This is a genomic window from Clostridium hominis, assembly GCF_014287825.1.
Taxonomy (GTDB): Bacteria; Bacillota; Clostridia; order Clostridiales; family Clostridiaceae; genus Clostridium; species Clostridium hominis.
The window spans coordinates 1-16,979 of record NZ_JACOOO010000007.1; the positions used below are offsets into that span (position 1 = coordinate 1).

18 protein-coding genes are annotated in these 16,979 nt (G+C 28.9%); all 18 read left to right on the forward strand.

The features are described from left to right. The coding region (locus H8S20_RS05425) for a hypothetical protein (RefSeq protein ID WP_186859485.1) at positions 1-1,226 on the forward strand (1,226 nt) is incomplete at its 5' end. Then, positions 1,219-1,674, forward strand: a complete 456-nt coding sequence (locus tag H8S20_RS05430) for a hypothetical protein (protein ID WP_186859486.1) — start codon at positions 1,219-1,221, stop codon at positions 1,672-1,674. The genes H8S20_RS05425 and H8S20_RS05430, both read left to right, overlap by 8 nt. Before the next feature lie 186 nt (positions 1,675-1,860). Further along, complete coding sequence (locus tag H8S20_RS05435; RefSeq protein ID WP_032118208.1) at positions 1,861-2,166, forward strand: PTS sugar transporter subunit IIB; 306 nt, start codon at positions 1,861-1,863, stop codon at positions 2,164-2,166. 269 nt (positions 2,167-2,435) lie between these two features. After that, a complete protein-coding gene (locus H8S20_RS05440) occupies positions 2,436-3,374 on the forward strand; it encodes an L-lactate dehydrogenase (RefSeq protein WP_186859487.1) in 939 nt (312 codons plus the stop codon). A 365-nt stretch (positions 3,375-3,739) separates the two neighbouring features. Next, complete coding sequence (gene trpS, locus H8S20_RS05445) at positions 3,740-4,750, forward strand: tryptophan--tRNA ligase (protein WP_186859488.1); 1,011 nt, start codon at positions 3,740-3,742, stop codon at positions 4,748-4,750. A 130-nt stretch (positions 4,751-4,880) separates the two neighbouring features. Beyond that, on the forward strand, positions 4,881-5,423 hold the full coding sequence (locus tag H8S20_RS05450; RefSeq protein WP_186859489.1) for a flavodoxin domain-containing protein: 543 nt from the start codon (positions 4,881-4,883) through the stop codon (positions 5,421-5,423). Between the two features lie 109 nt (positions 5,424-5,532). Further along, positions 5,533-6,918: a dihydropyrimidinase gene (gene hydA, locus H8S20_RS05455; protein ID WP_186859490.1), complete on the forward strand. Its 1,386-nt coding sequence runs from the start codon at positions 5,533-5,535 to the stop codon at positions 6,916-6,918. A 146-nt stretch (positions 6,919-7,064) separates the two neighbouring features. Further along, a complete protein-coding gene (locus tag H8S20_RS05460; protein ID WP_186859491.1) occupies positions 7,065-7,460 on the forward strand; it encodes a hypothetical protein in 396 nt (131 codons plus the stop codon). 108 nt (positions 7,461-7,568) lie between these two features. After that, complete coding sequence (locus tag H8S20_RS05465; RefSeq protein WP_186859492.1) at positions 7,569-8,759, forward strand: pentapeptide repeat-containing protein; 1,191 nt, start codon at positions 7,569-7,571, stop codon at positions 8,757-8,759. Between the two features lie 76 nt (positions 8,760-8,835). Further along, complete coding sequence (locus tag H8S20_RS05470) at positions 8,836-9,051, forward strand: hypothetical protein (protein ID WP_186859493.1); 216 nt, start codon at positions 8,836-8,838, stop codon at positions 9,049-9,051. A gap of 189 nt (positions 9,052-9,240) precedes the next feature. Continuing rightward, positions 9,241-9,606 carry a hypothetical protein gene (locus H8S20_RS05475; RefSeq protein ID WP_186859494.1) on the forward strand — a complete coding sequence of 122 codons (366 nt, stop codon included), beginning with the start codon at positions 9,241-9,243 and terminating at the stop codon, positions 9,604-9,606. 339 nt (positions 9,607-9,945) lie between these two features. Next, entirely contained in the window at positions 9,946-11,055 is a 1,110-nt protein-coding gene (locus H8S20_RS05480) for a C39 family peptidase (protein WP_186859495.1), read from the forward strand. A 341-nt stretch (positions 11,056-11,396) separates the two neighbouring features. Next, positions 11,397-12,713: an electron transport complex subunit RsxC gene (rsxC, locus tag H8S20_RS05485; protein WP_186859496.1), complete on the forward strand. Its 1,317-nt coding sequence runs from the start codon at positions 11,397-11,399 to the stop codon at positions 12,711-12,713. A gap of 35 nt (positions 12,714-12,748) precedes the next feature. Further along, positions 12,749-13,672, forward strand: coding sequence for an RnfABCDGE type electron transport complex subunit D (locus H8S20_RS05490; RefSeq protein WP_186859497.1), 924 nt, complete (start codon positions 12,749-12,751; stop codon positions 13,670-13,672). After that, a complete protein-coding gene (locus H8S20_RS05495) occupies positions 13,672-14,700 on the forward strand; it encodes an FMN-binding protein (protein WP_186859498.1) in 1,029 nt (342 codons plus the stop codon). Before H8S20_RS05490 ends, H8S20_RS05495 begins: the two co-directional genes overlap by 1 nt. Beyond that, positions 14,700-15,374: an electron transport complex subunit RsxE gene (rsxE, locus tag H8S20_RS05500; protein WP_032118219.1), complete on the forward strand. Its 675-nt coding sequence runs from the start codon at positions 14,700-14,702 to the stop codon at positions 15,372-15,374. The genes H8S20_RS05495 and rsxE overlap by 1 nt, the downstream gene beginning before the upstream one ends. 3 nt (positions 15,375-15,377) lie before the next feature. Next, complete coding sequence (locus H8S20_RS05505; protein ID WP_032118220.1) at positions 15,378-15,965, forward strand: electron transport complex protein RnfA; 588 nt, start codon at positions 15,378-15,380, stop codon at positions 15,963-15,965. A gap of 22 nt (positions 15,966-15,987) precedes the next feature. Then, positions 15,988-16,779, forward strand: a complete 792-nt coding sequence (locus H8S20_RS05510) for an RnfABCDGE type electron transport complex subunit B (RefSeq protein WP_032118221.1) — start codon at positions 15,988-15,990, stop codon at positions 16,777-16,779. The last annotated feature ends 200 nt before the right edge of the window (positions 16,780-16,979 follow it).

Below are 16,979 nucleotides of genomic sequence, written 5' to 3' on the forward strand. Positions count from 1 at the left end.
ATGGACAAGAAGTAATAAGGCAATTAGGGGATATTTATATATATAAACTATTAGAGAATGAATTTGATATAGAAGAAAAGAAAAAAATAATAGATTTATTAAACTTATGTATTGCAGATAGGAAAAGTAGATTTAAAGAGGGGAAAATTAATATAAAGAATAATTTAATAATAAATGAAAATGAATGTTTAATAGAAATATTAAATGAGATATTAGGTGATGATAAATCTAAATTATTATGGGATTATAATTATGATTATAGTAGAGCAACTTCAAAAAATAGGATGATAGAAGATAATTATGTATTTATAAAACCAAAAGTAGGTTATGGAGAGATTACAGAAATAATTATAGGAAGTAAGAAGTTAAATATTTGTCTTAAGGCAAAAGTTGAAGGAGAAGTTAAAGATAAAGAGACTAATTTGAAGTTAGATTCTCATATATTTAGAGAATACATTATAGTATTAAATGGTAGATTAAATCAAAGTTATATATGGTGTAAGCTTTCTAATGAACTTAAGTCAAAATACAAAAAAAGAAAGCTTATAAAATCAATAAACAATATATATGGAGAAGAGATTATTACCTTAGATTTAAGTAAAATAGAGATAACAAATCATAAATTACTAAGATCTTTAGATATAGAAACTGTAGCCCAATATCTTTATAAAATAGAGGAATTAAGGATTAGGCAAGGTGTTTTGAAAAATATAATTAAAGATAGGTATGTAAATGAGGGAGATAAAGATATTATTACAGAAATTAAGAAAAGGTATAGGGTAGATGAATTTGGATTATATCATCCTATAGGAGTGGTTAAAAGTAAAGGAGAAGAGGAGTTTCAAATATATTCAACTAAGTTTTTTGAATGGAAAATTGAGAAATATCCAAAGAAGAAATTAGAAAATGAAATATTAAAAGAATATGCAACAATATTAGATAATGAAGTATTAAAACCTGTTGATTCAATATATAATGAGTATAAAGAGATAAAAGAGCAAAAAAAGAAGTTAGAATATAAAGTTAATGTTGTCAGAATTTCTTCAGCAATATTAAATAAGGAAATATTTATTTGGGATAAGAAGTACGAAAAAGAAAAGCGAGAAACTGATAAAGTATTAAATATTAATGTTGTTATTGGTGGGAAAGTAAAAGTATTTATAAAAGTTATAAATGATATAAATATTAGGCAGGATTCCTATAGCACTATTACAAGGTGTGATTAAAATTAAATACTTTAATAGTTTTATAAAAGGATGGAATGATTTTGGTGACTATACTTTTAAGGAAATAGTAAAAATAAATATAACTTCTTCATTATTATATGTAGTATTAATATCCTTTTCTATAAAATTAACTTCATATATATTAAGGATTAATAAAAATGAAAATATAAAACTATATGCTCTTATAATATTTTTTAGTGGATTAGTATTAGTTTTATACGCATTAGCATTACCATTTTTTCTTAAAGTAAGCAAAAAGATTTTCTCTAATATTATGAAATTTATAGGGGTAATAATATGTTGCTTTCTAACAAGTATTATAATTGAGAAAATATATTATGTTGAGATAGGGAAGTATTATTATCTTTTATGTTTATCAGGGATAATCTTATCTATTGATGCTAAATACACATATATAAAACTAAAAAATGTAATGTTAGAAAAATAAATATAGATGTGAACCTCAAATGATAGATAATCATCTGAGGTTTTTTATATGTAAAATAAAATTGATGAATATATTTAGAAATATGTAAATAAATATATATTATAGCGTAGGTGTAAAGGGTATCATTAAAGAGAGGAGGTAAAATATTAAGAAGGCTTTAATGATAGGGGGAATAGAATAAATAATATGAAAATAATTCTAGTTTGCTCAATAGGAATGTCTTCAGGTGAGTTAGTAAAGAAAATGAAGAGGATATCTGATGAGAGAAAGCTTGATTTAGATATTAAAGGCATAGGATACACAGATATTATTGATGAAATAGATGGAGCCGATGTAATTTTGCTTGGACCTCAAGTAAAGTACTTACTAAGAAAAGTTGTTGAAATAGCAGAGCCTATGGACATACCAGTTGAAATTATTAATCACTTAACATATGGCATGAGAAATGCTGAGAAGGTAATAGATTTTGCAATAAATATAATTAAAAAATAAATTAAACTAAGGGATAAATAATGAACTGTCTTATATCTGCTTGACAGAAAGCTGTTCATATTGTCTCTTAGTTTTTATTTTAAAGAATAAAATTATTAAACTTATATTCAAAATTATAGAAAGATGAATATAACTTTTAATAAAGTTAATAATATGAATGAATTTAAGTTATCATAAACAAAGAAATATGGTATAATATAGAAAAGGATAATTATTATTTAAAGAAAATATTTATTATACAAATATTAGTCTAAAGAAGAGGTGGCAAAATGAGCAAGATATCAATTATAGGCGCAGGATCAATAGGAGCTACAACAGCTTTTGCATTGTTACAAAAAGGTGTAGCAAGAGAAATTGTAATTAATGATATAAATCAAGAAAAGGCACTAGGTGAAGTATTGGATTTAATGCATGGAAGTTCACTATGTAGACCTTGTAATGTAACTTTAGGAACACTTGAAGATACAAAAGATTCAGATGTAGTAATTATAACAGCAGGGTTAAATCAAAAGCCTGGTGAAACTAGATTAGATTTAGTAGATAAAAATTATTCTATTTTTAAAGATTTTATTCCTAAAATAGCAAAAGCTAGTCCAGATGCTATATTATTAGTAGTTTCAAATCCGGTAGATGTATTAGCTTATATGACATATAAGTTATCAGGTTTCCCTAAAGAAAGAGTAATAGGTTCTGGTACAGTATTAGATACAGCGAGACTCAGAAGTTTACTAGGAAAATATTTTGAAATAGATGGTAGAACTGTTGATGGATTTGTAATGGGTGAGCATGGTGATAGTGAGTTTGTTCCTTGGTCATCTTTAAGAATTGGAACTATTCCAGTTAAGAGCTTCTCAGAACAATATTCTATAGAATGGGATAAAGAAACTGAAAAAGTTATAGCTGAAGATGTGAAAAATTGTGCTTATGAGGTTATTAATCGTAAGGGAGCTACAGCTTTTGCAGTAGCAGTTGCTTTAGTTAGAATAGTAGAGGCACTTTTAAGAGATGAAAAAACTATATTAACAGTATCAACACTTTTAAATGACTACTGTGGTGTAAGTGACACATATTTAAGTGTTCCAACTGTTGTAGGAAAAAATGGAGTTGAAAAAGTGCTTAGTGTTGATTTTTCAGATGAAGAAAAAGAAAAATTCACCTCATCTGCTAGAATAATGAGAGAATATATTGATAGAATAAATGGAAAATAAAAATATAAAAAGGTTGAATATGGTAAAAGTTTGTTATACAATATATTAAAATAGAATAAAGTAATCCTATGAAGAGGAAGAGTAGGTAAATCTAGATTCAATAAAGAGAGTTAAGAATGGTGAGATCTTAGCAAGAAAAGATTTAGTGAATGGACCTTAGAGGAATTAGCAGAAATTTTTATAAGAGTATGTGATATGGTGGTCTGCATCTTATAGCAGAGAGAGTATGTTAGTACTTGAGTTTGAGAGGTATAATTTTTAATTATACAATTTAGGTGGTACCACGGATTATATCCGCCCTATTATTATAATAGGGCGGTTTTTTGTTATAAATTTTTAATTAGTATTTTATAGGAGTGAGATGAATGAATAAAGAAATAATTTTAACAGGGGATAGACCAACAGGTAAATTACATTTAGGTCATTATATAGGATCTTTAAGAAATAGAGTCAAATTACAGGATACAGGTAAGTACGATAGTTTTATTATGATAGCTGACCAACAAGCTTTAACAGATAATGCTAGGAATCCTGAAAAAATAAGAAAAAGCTTAATAGAAGTTACTTTAGATTATTTAGCAGTAGGAATAGATCCAACTAAATCTACTATATTTGTACAATCTCAAATACAAGAGTTAAACGAGCTAACTATGCATTATTTGAATCTAGTTACAGTATCTAGGTTAAATAGAAATCCTACTGTAAAAGAAGAAATAAAATTAAGAAATTTTGAGAATAGTATACCAGCAGGATTTTTAATATATCCTGTAAGTCAAGCTGCTGATATAACAGCTTTTAAGGCTAATTTAGTGCCTGTAGGGGAAGACCAACTACCTATGATTGAGCAGTCTAGAGAAATTGTTAGGACATTTAACTCAATATATGGAAATGTATTAGTAGAACCAAAGGCGATGGTTCCAGAGGATACCTTAGGAAGATTGCCAGGAATAGATGGCAAAGCCAAAATGAGTAAATCTTTAGGGAATGCGATATATATTTCAGATGAAGCTGATGTTATTACTAAAAAGATTATGAGTATGTATACAGATCCTAACCATATAAGAGTTTCTGATCCGGGCAAAGTTGAAGGAAATACAGTCTTTGTTTATTTAGATGCTTTTTGTAAAGATAAGGAACAGGTTATTAATTTGAAAGAGCATTATAAAAGAGGAGGCTTAGGAGATGTAAAGGTAAAAAGGTATCTAAATGAAGTGATACAAGCGGAGTTAGAGCCTATAAGAAAAAGAAGAAGTGAATTTGAAAAGGATATAGATTATGTCTATAAAGTATTGAAAGAAGGAAGTGGGAAGGCTAGGGAAGTTGCAAGCAAGACTACAAAAGAAGTAAGAGAAGCTATAGGAATAGAATACTTTTAAAAAAGTAGATGTAAATATTGAAAGATGCAATATACAATTTTAAGTGTATTACATCTTTTTATATTTATCATAAAGATAGAAAAGTTAGAATATAAATTCTATAGGGGTAAGTATTTTTTTGAGGTGAAAAATGGATAATGTTCTAGTTATTTATAAGTCTATATATGGAAGTACTAAAAAGTATGCTAAATGGATAGCTGAGGATTTAAACTGTAATGTCGTGGAAGTAAAGAAAGTAAAAATTAAAGATTTAGAAAATTATAAAACTATTATTTATGGAGGAGGCTTATATGCAAGTGGAATAAGCGGAGTATCATTTATAAAGAAAAATTATAATAAATTAAAAGATAAAAATATAATAGTTTTTACTGTTGGTTTGTCTGATCCTAAAATGAAAGAGAACTTCGAGAGTATTAAAAATAGGAATTTTAATGAAGATATGATGAAGAATATAACTTTTTTCAACCTAAGGGGAGCTATAGATTATAAGGGGTTATCAAAGATTCACAGTATAATGATGGAAATGCTTAAAAGAACAATAACTAAAAAAGATGCAAAAGATATAACTGACGAAGAAATGTTATTACTTAAAACTTATGGATATAAAGTGGATTTTATAGATAGGAATACAATAGCTCCGATTATTGAACTAGTTAAAAATAGTTTGAAATAATATTAATAAATAAAAAAGGCTGATAAATTTCAGTCTTTTTGTTATATAAAACACATGTAATAATATGGTAAAATATTATAAAAGAATATTTAAGGTGGGGTTGAGAAGTATGTCTTTATTAATTAAAAATGGAACTATAGTAACAGCTAGTGATATTTATAATGGAGATATTTATATAGAAAAAGGAAAAATAAGTGAAATAGGTTTAGAAATTTCAAAGGAAGCCGATGAGATAGTTGATGTAAAAGGGAAGTATGTAATTCCAGGAGGAGTAGATGTTCACACTCACTTTAATCTTGATGTAGGTATAGCTATAGCTAATGATGATTTTTATACGGGAACTTTAGCAGCAGCTTGTGGGGGCACAACAACAATAGTCGATCATATGGGATTTGGACCAAAGGGATGTAATTTAAAACATCAAGTAGATATATATCATAAATACGCAGAGGATAATGCTGTGATTGATTATAGTTTCCATGGAGTAATACAACATATAAATCAAGATATATTAGAGGAGATGAAAAGTATAGTAGAAGATGAAGGTATAAGCAGCTTTAAAGCCTATTTAACTTATGATTATAAAATAGATGACGAAGATATGGTTAAAATATTTAAAAGGTTAAGAGAACTAGGTGGGATAACAACTGTGCATTGTGAAAATCATGGTTCTATAAAGTATTTAAAAGATAAATATGTTAAAGAAGGCTTAAAATCTTCAATTTATCATTATTTAAGTAGGCCAGAAGAATCAGAAGGGGAAGCTGTTAACAGAATGATAAATATTGCAAAGATTTCAGGAAATTCACCATTATATATTGTACATTTATCAACTAAATTAGGTTTGGATTATATAAAAATGGCAAGAGAAAGAGGACAGAAAATTTATGCAGAAACATGTCCACAATATTTAATATTAGATAAAGAAAAATATGAGCTTGATAATAATGAAGGATTAAAATATATAATGAGTCCACCACTTAGGGAAAGGCATAATTGTAACGAACTATGGAAAGGAATAAATGAAGGATATATTCAAACTGTTGCAACTGACCATTGTCCATTTTCATTCTCAAAAGACAAGCAATTAGGTAAAGATGATTTTACTAAGTGTCCAAACGGTGCTCCAGGTGTAGAGGAAAGAATTCCGTTAATATTTTCAGAAGGTGTAATGAAGGGGAATATTAGCATAAATAAATTTGTTGAGGTATGTTCAACAAATCCAGCAAAGATTTTTGGATTATACCCTAAAAAAGGCACAATTCAAGTTGGAAGTGATGGAGATTTAGTTGTAATTGATCCTAATAAAGAAGTGATATTAACTAAAGATAAGCTTCATTCAAATGTGGATTATACCGCTTATGAGGGAATTAAGGTAAAGGGCTATCCTATAATTACTATAAGCAATGGAGAAATTATATATAATGAAGGAAAGTTTAAAGGGAAAAAAGGAAGAGGAAGGTTTATTAAAAGAAATAGGGCTAATTTAATATAAAGTATAAATATAGGATTCATAATATTAACACCATTATCATATAAGGTTAGTAAAGTAACTTTAAAAAGAAGTTTAAAGTTTGAGTTAAGAACGAAATGTAATTTTAGCAATATAATGATTATAAAGATTTAAATGGGGTAAATATTATGGAGATAAATAACTTTGTTACTACAGATTTTCTAGCTAGCTTTACAGGGACACTTTTTGTTGTAGAACTAATGGTTTTTGTTACAAAGAATTTACCTATAATAAAAAAGGTTAGAACCAGGTTTTATACTTTTATTTTAGCTCTAAGTCATATTATAATAATGGGCTTTGTAACTAAAACAGCAACACAAACAGTAGTATATTATTATAGTGTTCTTATTAATTCATTAATAGTAACTGTAATGCTATGTGGTGGTTATGATATTATTATAGATAAAGTATATTCAGTTACTAATACAGATAGTAAAGAACTTGCTAATAATAGTACTACTACTAAAAATATGTCTAGTAATACTGAGGAAAATGATAAAGTTGATTTAAATAAAGTTAATTAAGTGGTAAAAGTGCTTGTACAAAACAAGTGCTTTTATTTTATGTCTAATATATAAGAATAAAGTATAGGTTTGTATAACATAATAGCTATATAAGGGGTTGAAAGTATTATGGCTTATGTAAACTTTAAAGAGGAAAGACAGGTAACAAAAGAACAGTTAAAAAAGAGAAGAACAAATAATGAAAAATTATTTAATAAGTTAATGGAAAGCAAAGATTTACCTAAATGTTATAATCCTGATAAGGAATATAGTTATAGATGTTTTATAGAGAAGCATTTTGGAGGAGGAAGAATTCAAGATGAAGAAGATTATGAAGTAATAGTAAATAAGGATATAATATGTGCTATATTTGATAATTGCACTTTTGGAAATTTAAAGTTTGAAAACTGTAATTTTATAGGTTGTAGATTTGAAAACTGCAAATTTGAAAGTGGAGGAGTTATTTTTAAAAATTGTTGTTTTTATAAGGAAGAAAGTGAAAAAAAACCTTCATTAAATAGAAGAGATAACTTTTCTTGTGAATTTAGAAATTGTGAAATATATGCTAAGTTTGATAGTTGTACAATATCTTATTGTATATTTAGTAAATGTTTTATTGAAAATACATATTTTCTACTAAGTGATATGACGAGTTTAATAACAGTTGATTCCGAGATAAAAACTATTAGAATAGAAGATTGTGACCTATCTGGAGCAAAATTAATGAGTACATATGTAATAGATTTAGACTTTACAGATAAAGTTAAAACTAAATTGGATGAAAAAACTTTTTTTGACAAAATAGAATATCGTAATAAAGATAGAGCTGAGTATGAAGGGATATATATGACATATGAAACTATAGCTAACAAGTTTAAAGAAAATAATTTAAACAATAATTTTGGAGAGTATTACTATTTGTGTAAAGAGACCCAAAGGAAGACTTTAAAAATTATTCCTAAAATATATTCGTTTTTTTATTGGGCAACTTGTGGCTATGGGGAAAGACCTACATATTCAATTATATTTGCACTATCAATAATATTAATATTTGCAATTTTATATTTATTGTTTGGAGTTAAGATAGATGGAAATATAATAAGTTACTTAGATTATAAAGTATATAACAATAGTATAATATATCACTTGATGAATTTTCATAAAGGAATTACCTTAAGCTGTGGGATGTTTTCAGGTGTTGGAGCTAATAACATTGAACCAATTAGGTTTTCAGAATTTATATCAAATGTTGAAATGTTAATTGGATTAATAATAATAGGAATAGGGGTAGGAACTGTTACTAGGAAAATAGTAAGATAAGTAGAATTTTGTACAAAATTTAAAGATTTGAATAGTATAAAAGTATGAAGTATTTAATATATAGAGGTAAGGAAAAATGGATAATAAAGAAAAAGTTTTAATTGGAGCAGTAGGTTTTTTAGCAGGAGCAACAGTAGGTTTTTTACTTGCACCTATAAAAAATAAAATTTCTCTTGAAAGTTTCTCTTGCAACACATTTGAAGATTTAAAATCTAATAGTGATTTAGAGGAAAGTGAAGCAAAGAATAACGAAACTTCTGAGGATGGAGAAACAGAAGAAGCAGAAGAATAATAGATAAGGTAGTTATTAGTGAACAATTTTATATGATATAAAATTGTTTGCTAATAACTTTTTTTATTTAATTAATATGTATCGGAATAATTCGTAAAGTTACCTAATATAATCTAAGGAAAGTTTTATTTAAAGTGGATAAAAGTAAAAATTTTCAAATAATAAAGTAAATATTATATGGGGGACAGTATGATTATAAATAAATTATTATTATCAAGAAAAGAGGTAAATACATTTATAGAAATAATAGGAGATTCAATTGTAAATCATGAGGCTGTTAAATATTTCTTAGATATAGATAAGGAATGTTTAATAAAATATAGTTTGTTTTTTAATAAAATAGAGGATGTTTTTGAGTATGAAGAAATATCGACTATAGAATTAGAGCTAAGCCTAGATGTAAATCAAGAGTTAAAATATATAATATATAACTATATTAAGAGAAATATAGATAGAATATATAAGGAAGAGATTGCTGAAATAATGGATGTAATTGAAAGTTTAGATTCAGTAAGAGTAGCTGAGGTTGATAATATAATGACTTATAGAATGTAGAGATTTAGTTAGAATAATACTATATCTATCGAAGAACTTAAGAAAATTTTAGAAAAATTAAGTTTAGTTATTAAAAGTGATTTAGAAGGTATAAAGGATAGACTTAAAAGAAAATATAGAGAGAAAAAGAAATTATAATACACCTTCTTAGCTTGAAATGCAGCTATATTTAGGAGGTGTATTTTTTATGAATGAAAAAATAAACAGTTTTGAGGGGTATAAAATATAATGGTAAAAAAGAGGTCAATATTTTATATTGCTTTATGTATTATGATTAGTATAGTGAGTTTTAAGAGTTTTATGTTTATAAAAAATAATAATTTTAAAGGAGAGGAGTTTTTGGGTATATATAGTAAAAATAATGGAAGTTTGAAAGAAAGACTAATTAAGATAAGAGGGAAAGATGAATTTAATAAAGGATATTTTAAAGGTATAGGTATTTCTAGGATTAATAATGAAGATGTACTAATTCTTTCAGAAGAGGATAATAATTATAAAGAATTAGGGACATATATATCAGAGGAAATAGGAACAGAAGATTTTACAAGTTTGATTTTAACATGGAATAGCAAAACTCCAGAGAATACTTATGTGGAAGTGTTAGCAAGGGCATATATAGTAGAAAGAGATGGAAGGGCAGGAAGTTGGTCTGAGTATCTTTCGTGGGGAATATGGGGAACAAGCATAAAAAGTAGCTCGAAAGATTCAGAGTGTGAAATAGCGAAAATTGATACTGATGTATTTGTTGTAAAAGATAAAGTTAATAGTGTAGGCAAAAAAATTCAAATAAAAGTTAATTTATATAGCGCAGATTTGAAATCAACTCCAACATTGAGTCAATTGACAGCAACTTTTATAGATAATAATAAATCTAAGGAAGTATTGGCAGATAATGCAGAGAAAATTTATTATGAAAAAATTTTAGAAACTCCATGTTTTTCACAATATGAAAGAGAAGAGTCTATAGCTTCGAGAATATGTAGTCCAACAAGTTTAACAATGGTCTTAAATAGGATGGGGGAAAATTTAATAGTAGAAGATGTTGCTTGGAATTGCTATGATTATAAGTATGATGGTTTTGGAAATTGGGCTTTTAACGTGGCATTTGCAGGGAGCCTTGGTTATGAGGCGTATATTGAATATGGGTCGTTTGAATCTTTACAAAGAGAAATATCAAAAGGGTATCCAGTTGTAGTTAGCGTTAAATATACAAATGACATTAATAATAAGGAATATCCATATATAGAAAATTCACCTTTAACTACATCGGGGCACCTAATAGTAGTTTGTGGAATAGAAGTTAATAATAGTGGCGAAGTTTATATTGTGGTAAATGATCCAGCTGGAAAAAATAATGAAAGCGTAAGGAGAAAATATAAATTAAATGAGTTTTTAATAGCTTGGAGTAAATCAAATAATGCAATGTATGTAATAAATAAAAAATATTAAGGTAATACATACCGGATATTAAAAAAATAATCCGGTATGTATTTTTATGTTTTAAGATTAAGGTAAAGTTTAGAAAAAATTTTATTATATATAAAGTTTTTATTTAAAAAATTTAAAAAAGTGTGTTTTTTATAACAACTAAATTGAAACTTTTAATTTTTGTGCTATAATGAAATAGTTATTAAACAATATATATTAAATATAGTTTATAGAAAGTCAATAAATATGCGCTTTTGGAAGAATTTTACCTCTTGAAAGTTGTATTTATTGTGAATTACAATTAGATATGTTTTTAACAATATTTAATTGAAAAAAAGAAATTACAGGAAAAGGTGATTTTAGTGGGAAGGATTAAAAGTACAAAAAGTCTACGTGGTATTTTTGTAAAACATTTAAAAAATACTGCAGAAGAAAAAACTGTTTCTATGCCTGTACCAAGCACTGTAACAATACCGATGAGCATGCACATTGGTGCGCCATGTGAGCCATTAGTAAAAATGGGTGACTTAGTAAAGGTTGGACAAAAAATTGGAGAAAGCAATGCTCCGTTTAGTGCTCCTATACATGCTTCTGTATCAGGAAAAGTTAAACAAGTAACTGAATTTAGAAATGCATTAGGGATGGTTTCAAAAGCTGTAGTAATTGAAGCTGATGGTGAACAAGCTATCAGTGAAGACATTAAGGTTCCAGTAATAAATTCAAGGGAAGATTTTATTAACGCTGTTAAGGAATCAGGAGTTGTTGGTCTAGGAGGAGCTGGATTCCCAACTCATATCAAATTAAATCCTAAAAATTTAGATCAAATTGATACATTAGTTATCAATGCAGCAGAATGTGAACCATATATAACATCTGACTACAGAGAATGTATGGAATCTCCAGAAGATATCATTGAAGGTATCAATGTAGTTAAGAAGTGGCTTAACATTAAAAATGCTTACATAGGAATTGAAAGCAATAAACCAGCTTCAATAAAATTATTAGGCGAATTAAGTGAAAAACATGAAGGAATTGATGTTGTAGAGCTTAAAGCTCAATATCCTCAAGGAGCTGAAAAAGTTATAATCTATTCAACTACAGGTAGAGTTGTTAATGATGGACAATTACCAGCTGATGCAGGTGTTGTTGTACTAAATGTAACAACTGTAAGCTTTATAGCTAAGTATCTAAAGACTGGGATGCCACTAGTTTCTAAGAGATTAACAGTTGACGGTTCTGGTGCTAACAAGGGAATGAATGTTATAGTACCGTTAGGAACAGCTATAAAAGATGTATTTGAATTCTGTGGTGGATTAAAAGCAGATTGCAAGAAAATATTAATGGGTGGACCAATGATGGGAATAGCAGTTCCAGATTTAGAACAACCAATAGTTAAAAATAACAATGCAATTATCGCTTTAAATGAGAAAGATGCTACTCCAGCAGAAGAAACTAATTGTATCAAATGTGGAAAATGTGTATATGCATGTCCGTTAAACTTAATGCCTGCTGCATTAGAAAAGGCATATGATGCAAGAAATGCAGAAAGCTTAGTAGCTAACGATGTTAACTTATGTATGAACTGTGGATGTTGTTCATATGTTTGTCCGGCAAAACGTAATTTAGCTCAAAAGAATCAATTAGCTAAGATATTTGTAAGACAAGCAATGCAAAAATAATATCATATAAAATTTAATTTGAAGGGTGATTTGTTTTGGAAAAACTAATAGTAACATCATCACCACACGTTAAAAGTAGCACAACTACATCTACAATAATGAGAGATGTAATAATAGCTTTAATTCCAGCTTTAATAGCTTCAAATATTATATTTGGATTAAGAGCAGGGTTAGTTACAGCTGTATGTGTAGCTTCATGTGTTGGTTTTGAATATTTAAGTAGAAGAATAATGAATAAAAAGAATACAATTAGCGATTTAAGTGCTGTTGTAACAGGAATAATTTTAGCGTTTAACTTACCATCAACTATGCCATTATGGATGTGCGTTATAGGTTCATTCGTAGCAATAGTTATAGTTAAACAATTATTTGGTGGAATTGGACAAAACTTTGCTAATCCAGCTATAACAGCTAGAATAGTACTTTTAGTTTCATTTGGTACACAAATGACTAACTGGGCAGCTCCCAAAATTGCTGCTGTAGCAGATGCAGTTTCAGGTGCGACACCAATGGCTCAAATAGCTGCAGGTGAAACACCAAATATTTTAAATATGTTCTTAGGAACTACAGGTGGATCATTAGGTGAAACTAGTGCATTAGCTTTATTACTTGGTGGAATATACTTAGTATATAGAAAAGTAATAAACCCAATAATTCCAGTAGCATTTATAGGAACAGTATTTGTTTTCACTGCTGTTTTAGGGGGAAATCCTTTAGCACAAATTTTAGGTGGAGGATTATTCTTAGGAGCAATCTTTATGGCAACTGATTATTCAACATCACCAGTTACTAATATGGGTAAATTAATATTCGGTATAGGTTGTGGTCTTATCACAGTTCTTATCAGAGTATTTGGTTCATATCCAGAAGGTGTATCTTTTGCTATATTACTTATGAACATTTTAGTTCCTTATATTGATAAAGCAACTAAATTAAAAGCGTTAGGAGGTAAGAGATAATGAGCAAACAAAGTTCAATATTAAGACCAACGCTAGTTCTAGGATTAATTACTTTAGTAGTATCAGCTTTATTAGTTTTAACTTATAATATTACTGGAGTAGGAGTTGCTGGACCAGCTATAAGTGATGAAATGTTAGCAATGGCAGCAGAAATTCTACCAGGTGGAGATGGATTTGAAGATGCAGGTGTAGGTTCAAGTGCAACTGTTCCAGCTGTTATTAAAACTTCTAATGATGCAGGTTACGTAATAAATGCCATCGGTAAAGGTTACGGTGGAGATATGAGCGTTTTAATCGGATTAGATAACGATGGAAAGATTACTGGAGTTAAAGTGTATGAAATGGCTGAAACACCAGGTATCGGAACAAAAGTTACTGAAGATGCAGCATTCTTAGCAACATTTATAGGAAAAGATTCAGTAGATGGTAGCGATGCAGTATCAGGAGCTACATTCTCTTCTAAGGGATTAAATGAAGCAATAACAAATGCATTTGATGCATTTAACACAATTAAATCTGGCGGAAAATTAGAAGGTGGAAGTGATGCAGCATCTACTCCAGCTGATGACAAGCCAGTAGCAGAAGAAAAGCCAGCAGCTCCAGCTCAAGAGTTTAAAGCTGCAAGTGCAGTTACTGTTGATGATGTTAATGCAGTAGCAGCAGAAGTGTTAGCAGAAGGAGATAGCTTTGAAGAAGTTTCAGTAGAAGCTGATAACGTAAAGTTTGTTCTTAAAGCTGCTAATGGAGCAGGATATGTTGTAAATGCAAATGGTGAAGGATTCGAAGATACTATAAGTGTAGTTGTTGGATTCGATGCTGATAAAAATATTACAGGTGTAAAAGTATTAGGAATAAGCGATACACCAGGTTTAGGAACTCAAGTTGCGGATGCTGCATACTTAGAGCAATTCGTTGGAAAAGCAGAAATAGCTGAAGATATCATAGTATCAGGAGCTAGTTTCTCATCAAAAGGATTAAATGATGCAGTTAGAGCTGCTATAGAAGCTATGAAAGGAGTGGATGCATAATGAAGGAAAAAGTAAATAATCTATCGATTCTTACTAAAGGTTTAATCAAGGAAAATCCAGTACTTGTACTATTATTAGGTACGTGTCCAACCCTTGCGGTAACTTCTATGGCTATGAATGGTCTAGGAATGGGACTAGCTACTACTTTCGTTTTAATCGGTTCAAACATAGTTATATCATTACTTAAAAACTTTATTCCTAAGGAAGTTAGACTTCCAAGCTTTATTGTTATTATCGCAGGTTTCGTTACAGTTGTAAGTTTCTTATTACAAAGTTACGTACCATCACTTTATAAGTCTTTAGGGGTATTCCTATCACTTATAACAGTTAACTGTATTATACTTGCAAGAGCAGAAATGTTTGCTTGTAAAAATAAAGTATTTGCTTCTATTTTAGATGCAATAGGAATGGGTCTAGGGTTTACTTTAGCATTATTTGCTATAGGTTCTATAAGAGAAATTTTAGGTTCAGGTACTTGGATGGGGATCACTTTAACTAAGGACATAATCGAACCAATGGGTATATTTGTTACTCCAGCTGGTGGATTCTTCGTGTTTGGATGTTTAATAGCATTAGTTAATAAACTTACAAATTACAGTATTTCAAAGAAAAAAGCAGGATGTTCTGCATGTCCTGGTAAGGATGCTTGCCATGGATCAGAAGGAGGGTGCTAATAAATGAAAGAAATAATGACTATATTAGTTAGCGCTATTTTAGTTGATAACTTTGTTTTAGCTAAATTCATGGGAATTTGTCCTTTCTTAGGAGTATCTAAGAAGATAGACTCTGCTTTAGGTATGAGTGCTGCTGTTACTTTCGTAATGGTTATGGCATCAGCGGTTACATTCCCAATATACGAATTATTAAATAACTATGGATTAGGATATTTAAAAACTGTTGCATTTATCCTAGTAATAGCAACATTTGTTCAATTACTTGAAATAGTTTTAAAGAAGTTTATGCCACCACTTTATAAAGCATTAGGTGTTTATTTACCATTAATAACTACAAACTGTGCTGTACTTGGTGTTACTGTTTTAAACATAGATAACGGATATACATTCTTACAATCAGTAGTTAATGCTTTAGGTGCAGGTCTAGGATTTACATTAGCATTAATCTTATTCTCAGGAGTAAGACAAAAGATGGAAAATACAGATATTCCAAAAGCATTTAAGGGATTACCAATAACATTAATAGCTGCAGCTATATTAGCAGTTTCATTTGTTGGATTCTCAGGAGTAGTTGAAGGTCTATTTAAATAAAGTAAAGTGAGGTATAAAAAGTATGTTAGAAGCTTATTTAGTACCTATTGCAATATTTATAGTACTAGGATTAATTGCAGGACTTCTATTATCAGTAGCATCTAAGAAGCTAGCTGTTGAAGTAGATGAAAGAGTTGGTAAGGTAAGAGAGTGTTTACCAGGAGCTAACTGTGGAGCTTGTGGATATGCTGGTTGTGATGAATATGCAGTAGCATTAATAGAAAAAAATGAAAAAATAACACTTTGTAAACCAGGTGGAGCTGAAGCTACAGCTCAAATTGGTGAAATATTAGGAACAGAGGCAGAAATAGCTGAACGAGAAGTAGCTTTCGTTAAATGTAACGGAGTACCGTCAGCTACCACTTCTAAGTATGAATATAAAGGAACTCAAACTTGTGCAGCAAATAACCTTTTATTCTCAGGAAAAGGGTCATGTGCATTTGGATGTTTAGGTTTTGGAGATTGTACAGTTTCATGTGAATTTGATGCTATACATATAGTTGATGGAGTAGCTAAGGTTGATCCAGAAAAATGTACAGCTTGTGGAGCTTGTATCAAGGCTTGTCCTAAGGCTATTATAGCTTTAAGACCAATAAGCAAAGAAGTTAAAGTTCTTTGTAATAACAAAGACAAAGGTGGAATCACAAGAAAGGCATGTACAAATGGATGTATTGGCTGTATGAAATGTCAGAAGACATGTGAATTTGGAGCAATTACTGTTTCAAATAACGTGGCAACAATCGATCACTCTAAGTGTACAAACTGTAAAGCTTGTGTAGAAGTTTGTCCTGTTAAATGTATTCATTTAGATTAATTATAGAGAGTACTTACATATGTAAGTACTCTTTTTATATATAAAAAATAATTATTACAGAATAATATTTGTTGTATAAATTTCATATTCGTGAAAAGGAAATAAAAATATTCACAAGAATGAAAAGAAATATATGGAAAATATAGAAATTATATGATAAAATGAATTTGTAAGATAAAATCAATGATTAAATTCATTGT

Bases quoted from the DNA above. Each gene is read 5' to 3' on its own strand.
- H8S20_RS05440 (WP_186859487.1), top strand. From the start codon at position 2,436: ATGAGCAAGATATCAATTATAGGCGCAGGATCAATAGGAGCTACAACA.
- hydA (WP_186859490.1), top strand. From the start codon at position 5,533: ATGTCTTTATTAATTAAAAATGGAACTATAGTAACAGCTAGTGATATT.
- H8S20_RS05460 (WP_186859491.1), top strand. From the start codon at position 7,065: ATGGAGATAAATAACTTTGTTACTACAGATTTTCTAGCTAGCTTTACA.
- H8S20_RS05470 (WP_186859493.1), top strand. From the start codon at position 8,836: ATGGATAATAAAGAAAAAGTTTTAATTGGAGCAGTAGGTTTTTTAGCA.
- H8S20_RS05510 (WP_032118221.1), top strand. From the start codon at position 15,988: ATGTTAGAAGCTTATTTAGTACCTATTGCAATATTTATAGTACTAGGA.
- H8S20_RS05450 (WP_186859489.1), top strand. From the start codon at position 4,881: ATGGATAATGTTCTAGTTATTTATAAGTCTATATATGGAAGTACTAAA.
- H8S20_RS05495 (WP_186859498.1), top strand. From the start codon at position 13,672: ATGAGCAAACAAAGTTCAATATTAAGACCAACGCTAGTTCTAGGATTA.
- H8S20_RS05435 (WP_032118208.1), top strand. From the start codon at position 1,861: ATGAAAATAATTCTAGTTTGCTCAATAGGAATGTCTTCAGGTGAGTTA.
- H8S20_RS05475 (WP_186859494.1), top strand. From the start codon at position 9,241: ATGATTATAAATAAATTATTATTATCAAGAAAAGAGGTAAATACATTT.
- H8S20_RS05505 (WP_032118220.1), top strand. From the start codon at position 15,378: ATGAAAGAAATAATGACTATATTAGTTAGCGCTATTTTAGTTGATAAC.
- trpS (WP_186859488.1), top strand. From the start codon at position 3,740: ATGAATAAAGAAATAATTTTAACAGGGGATAGACCAACAGGTAAATTA.
- rsxE (WP_032118219.1), top strand. From the start codon at position 14,700: ATGAAGGAAAAAGTAAATAATCTATCGATTCTTACTAAAGGTTTAATC.
- H8S20_RS05465 (WP_186859492.1), top strand. From the start codon at position 7,569: ATGGCTTATGTAAACTTTAAAGAGGAAAGACAGGTAACAAAAGAACAG.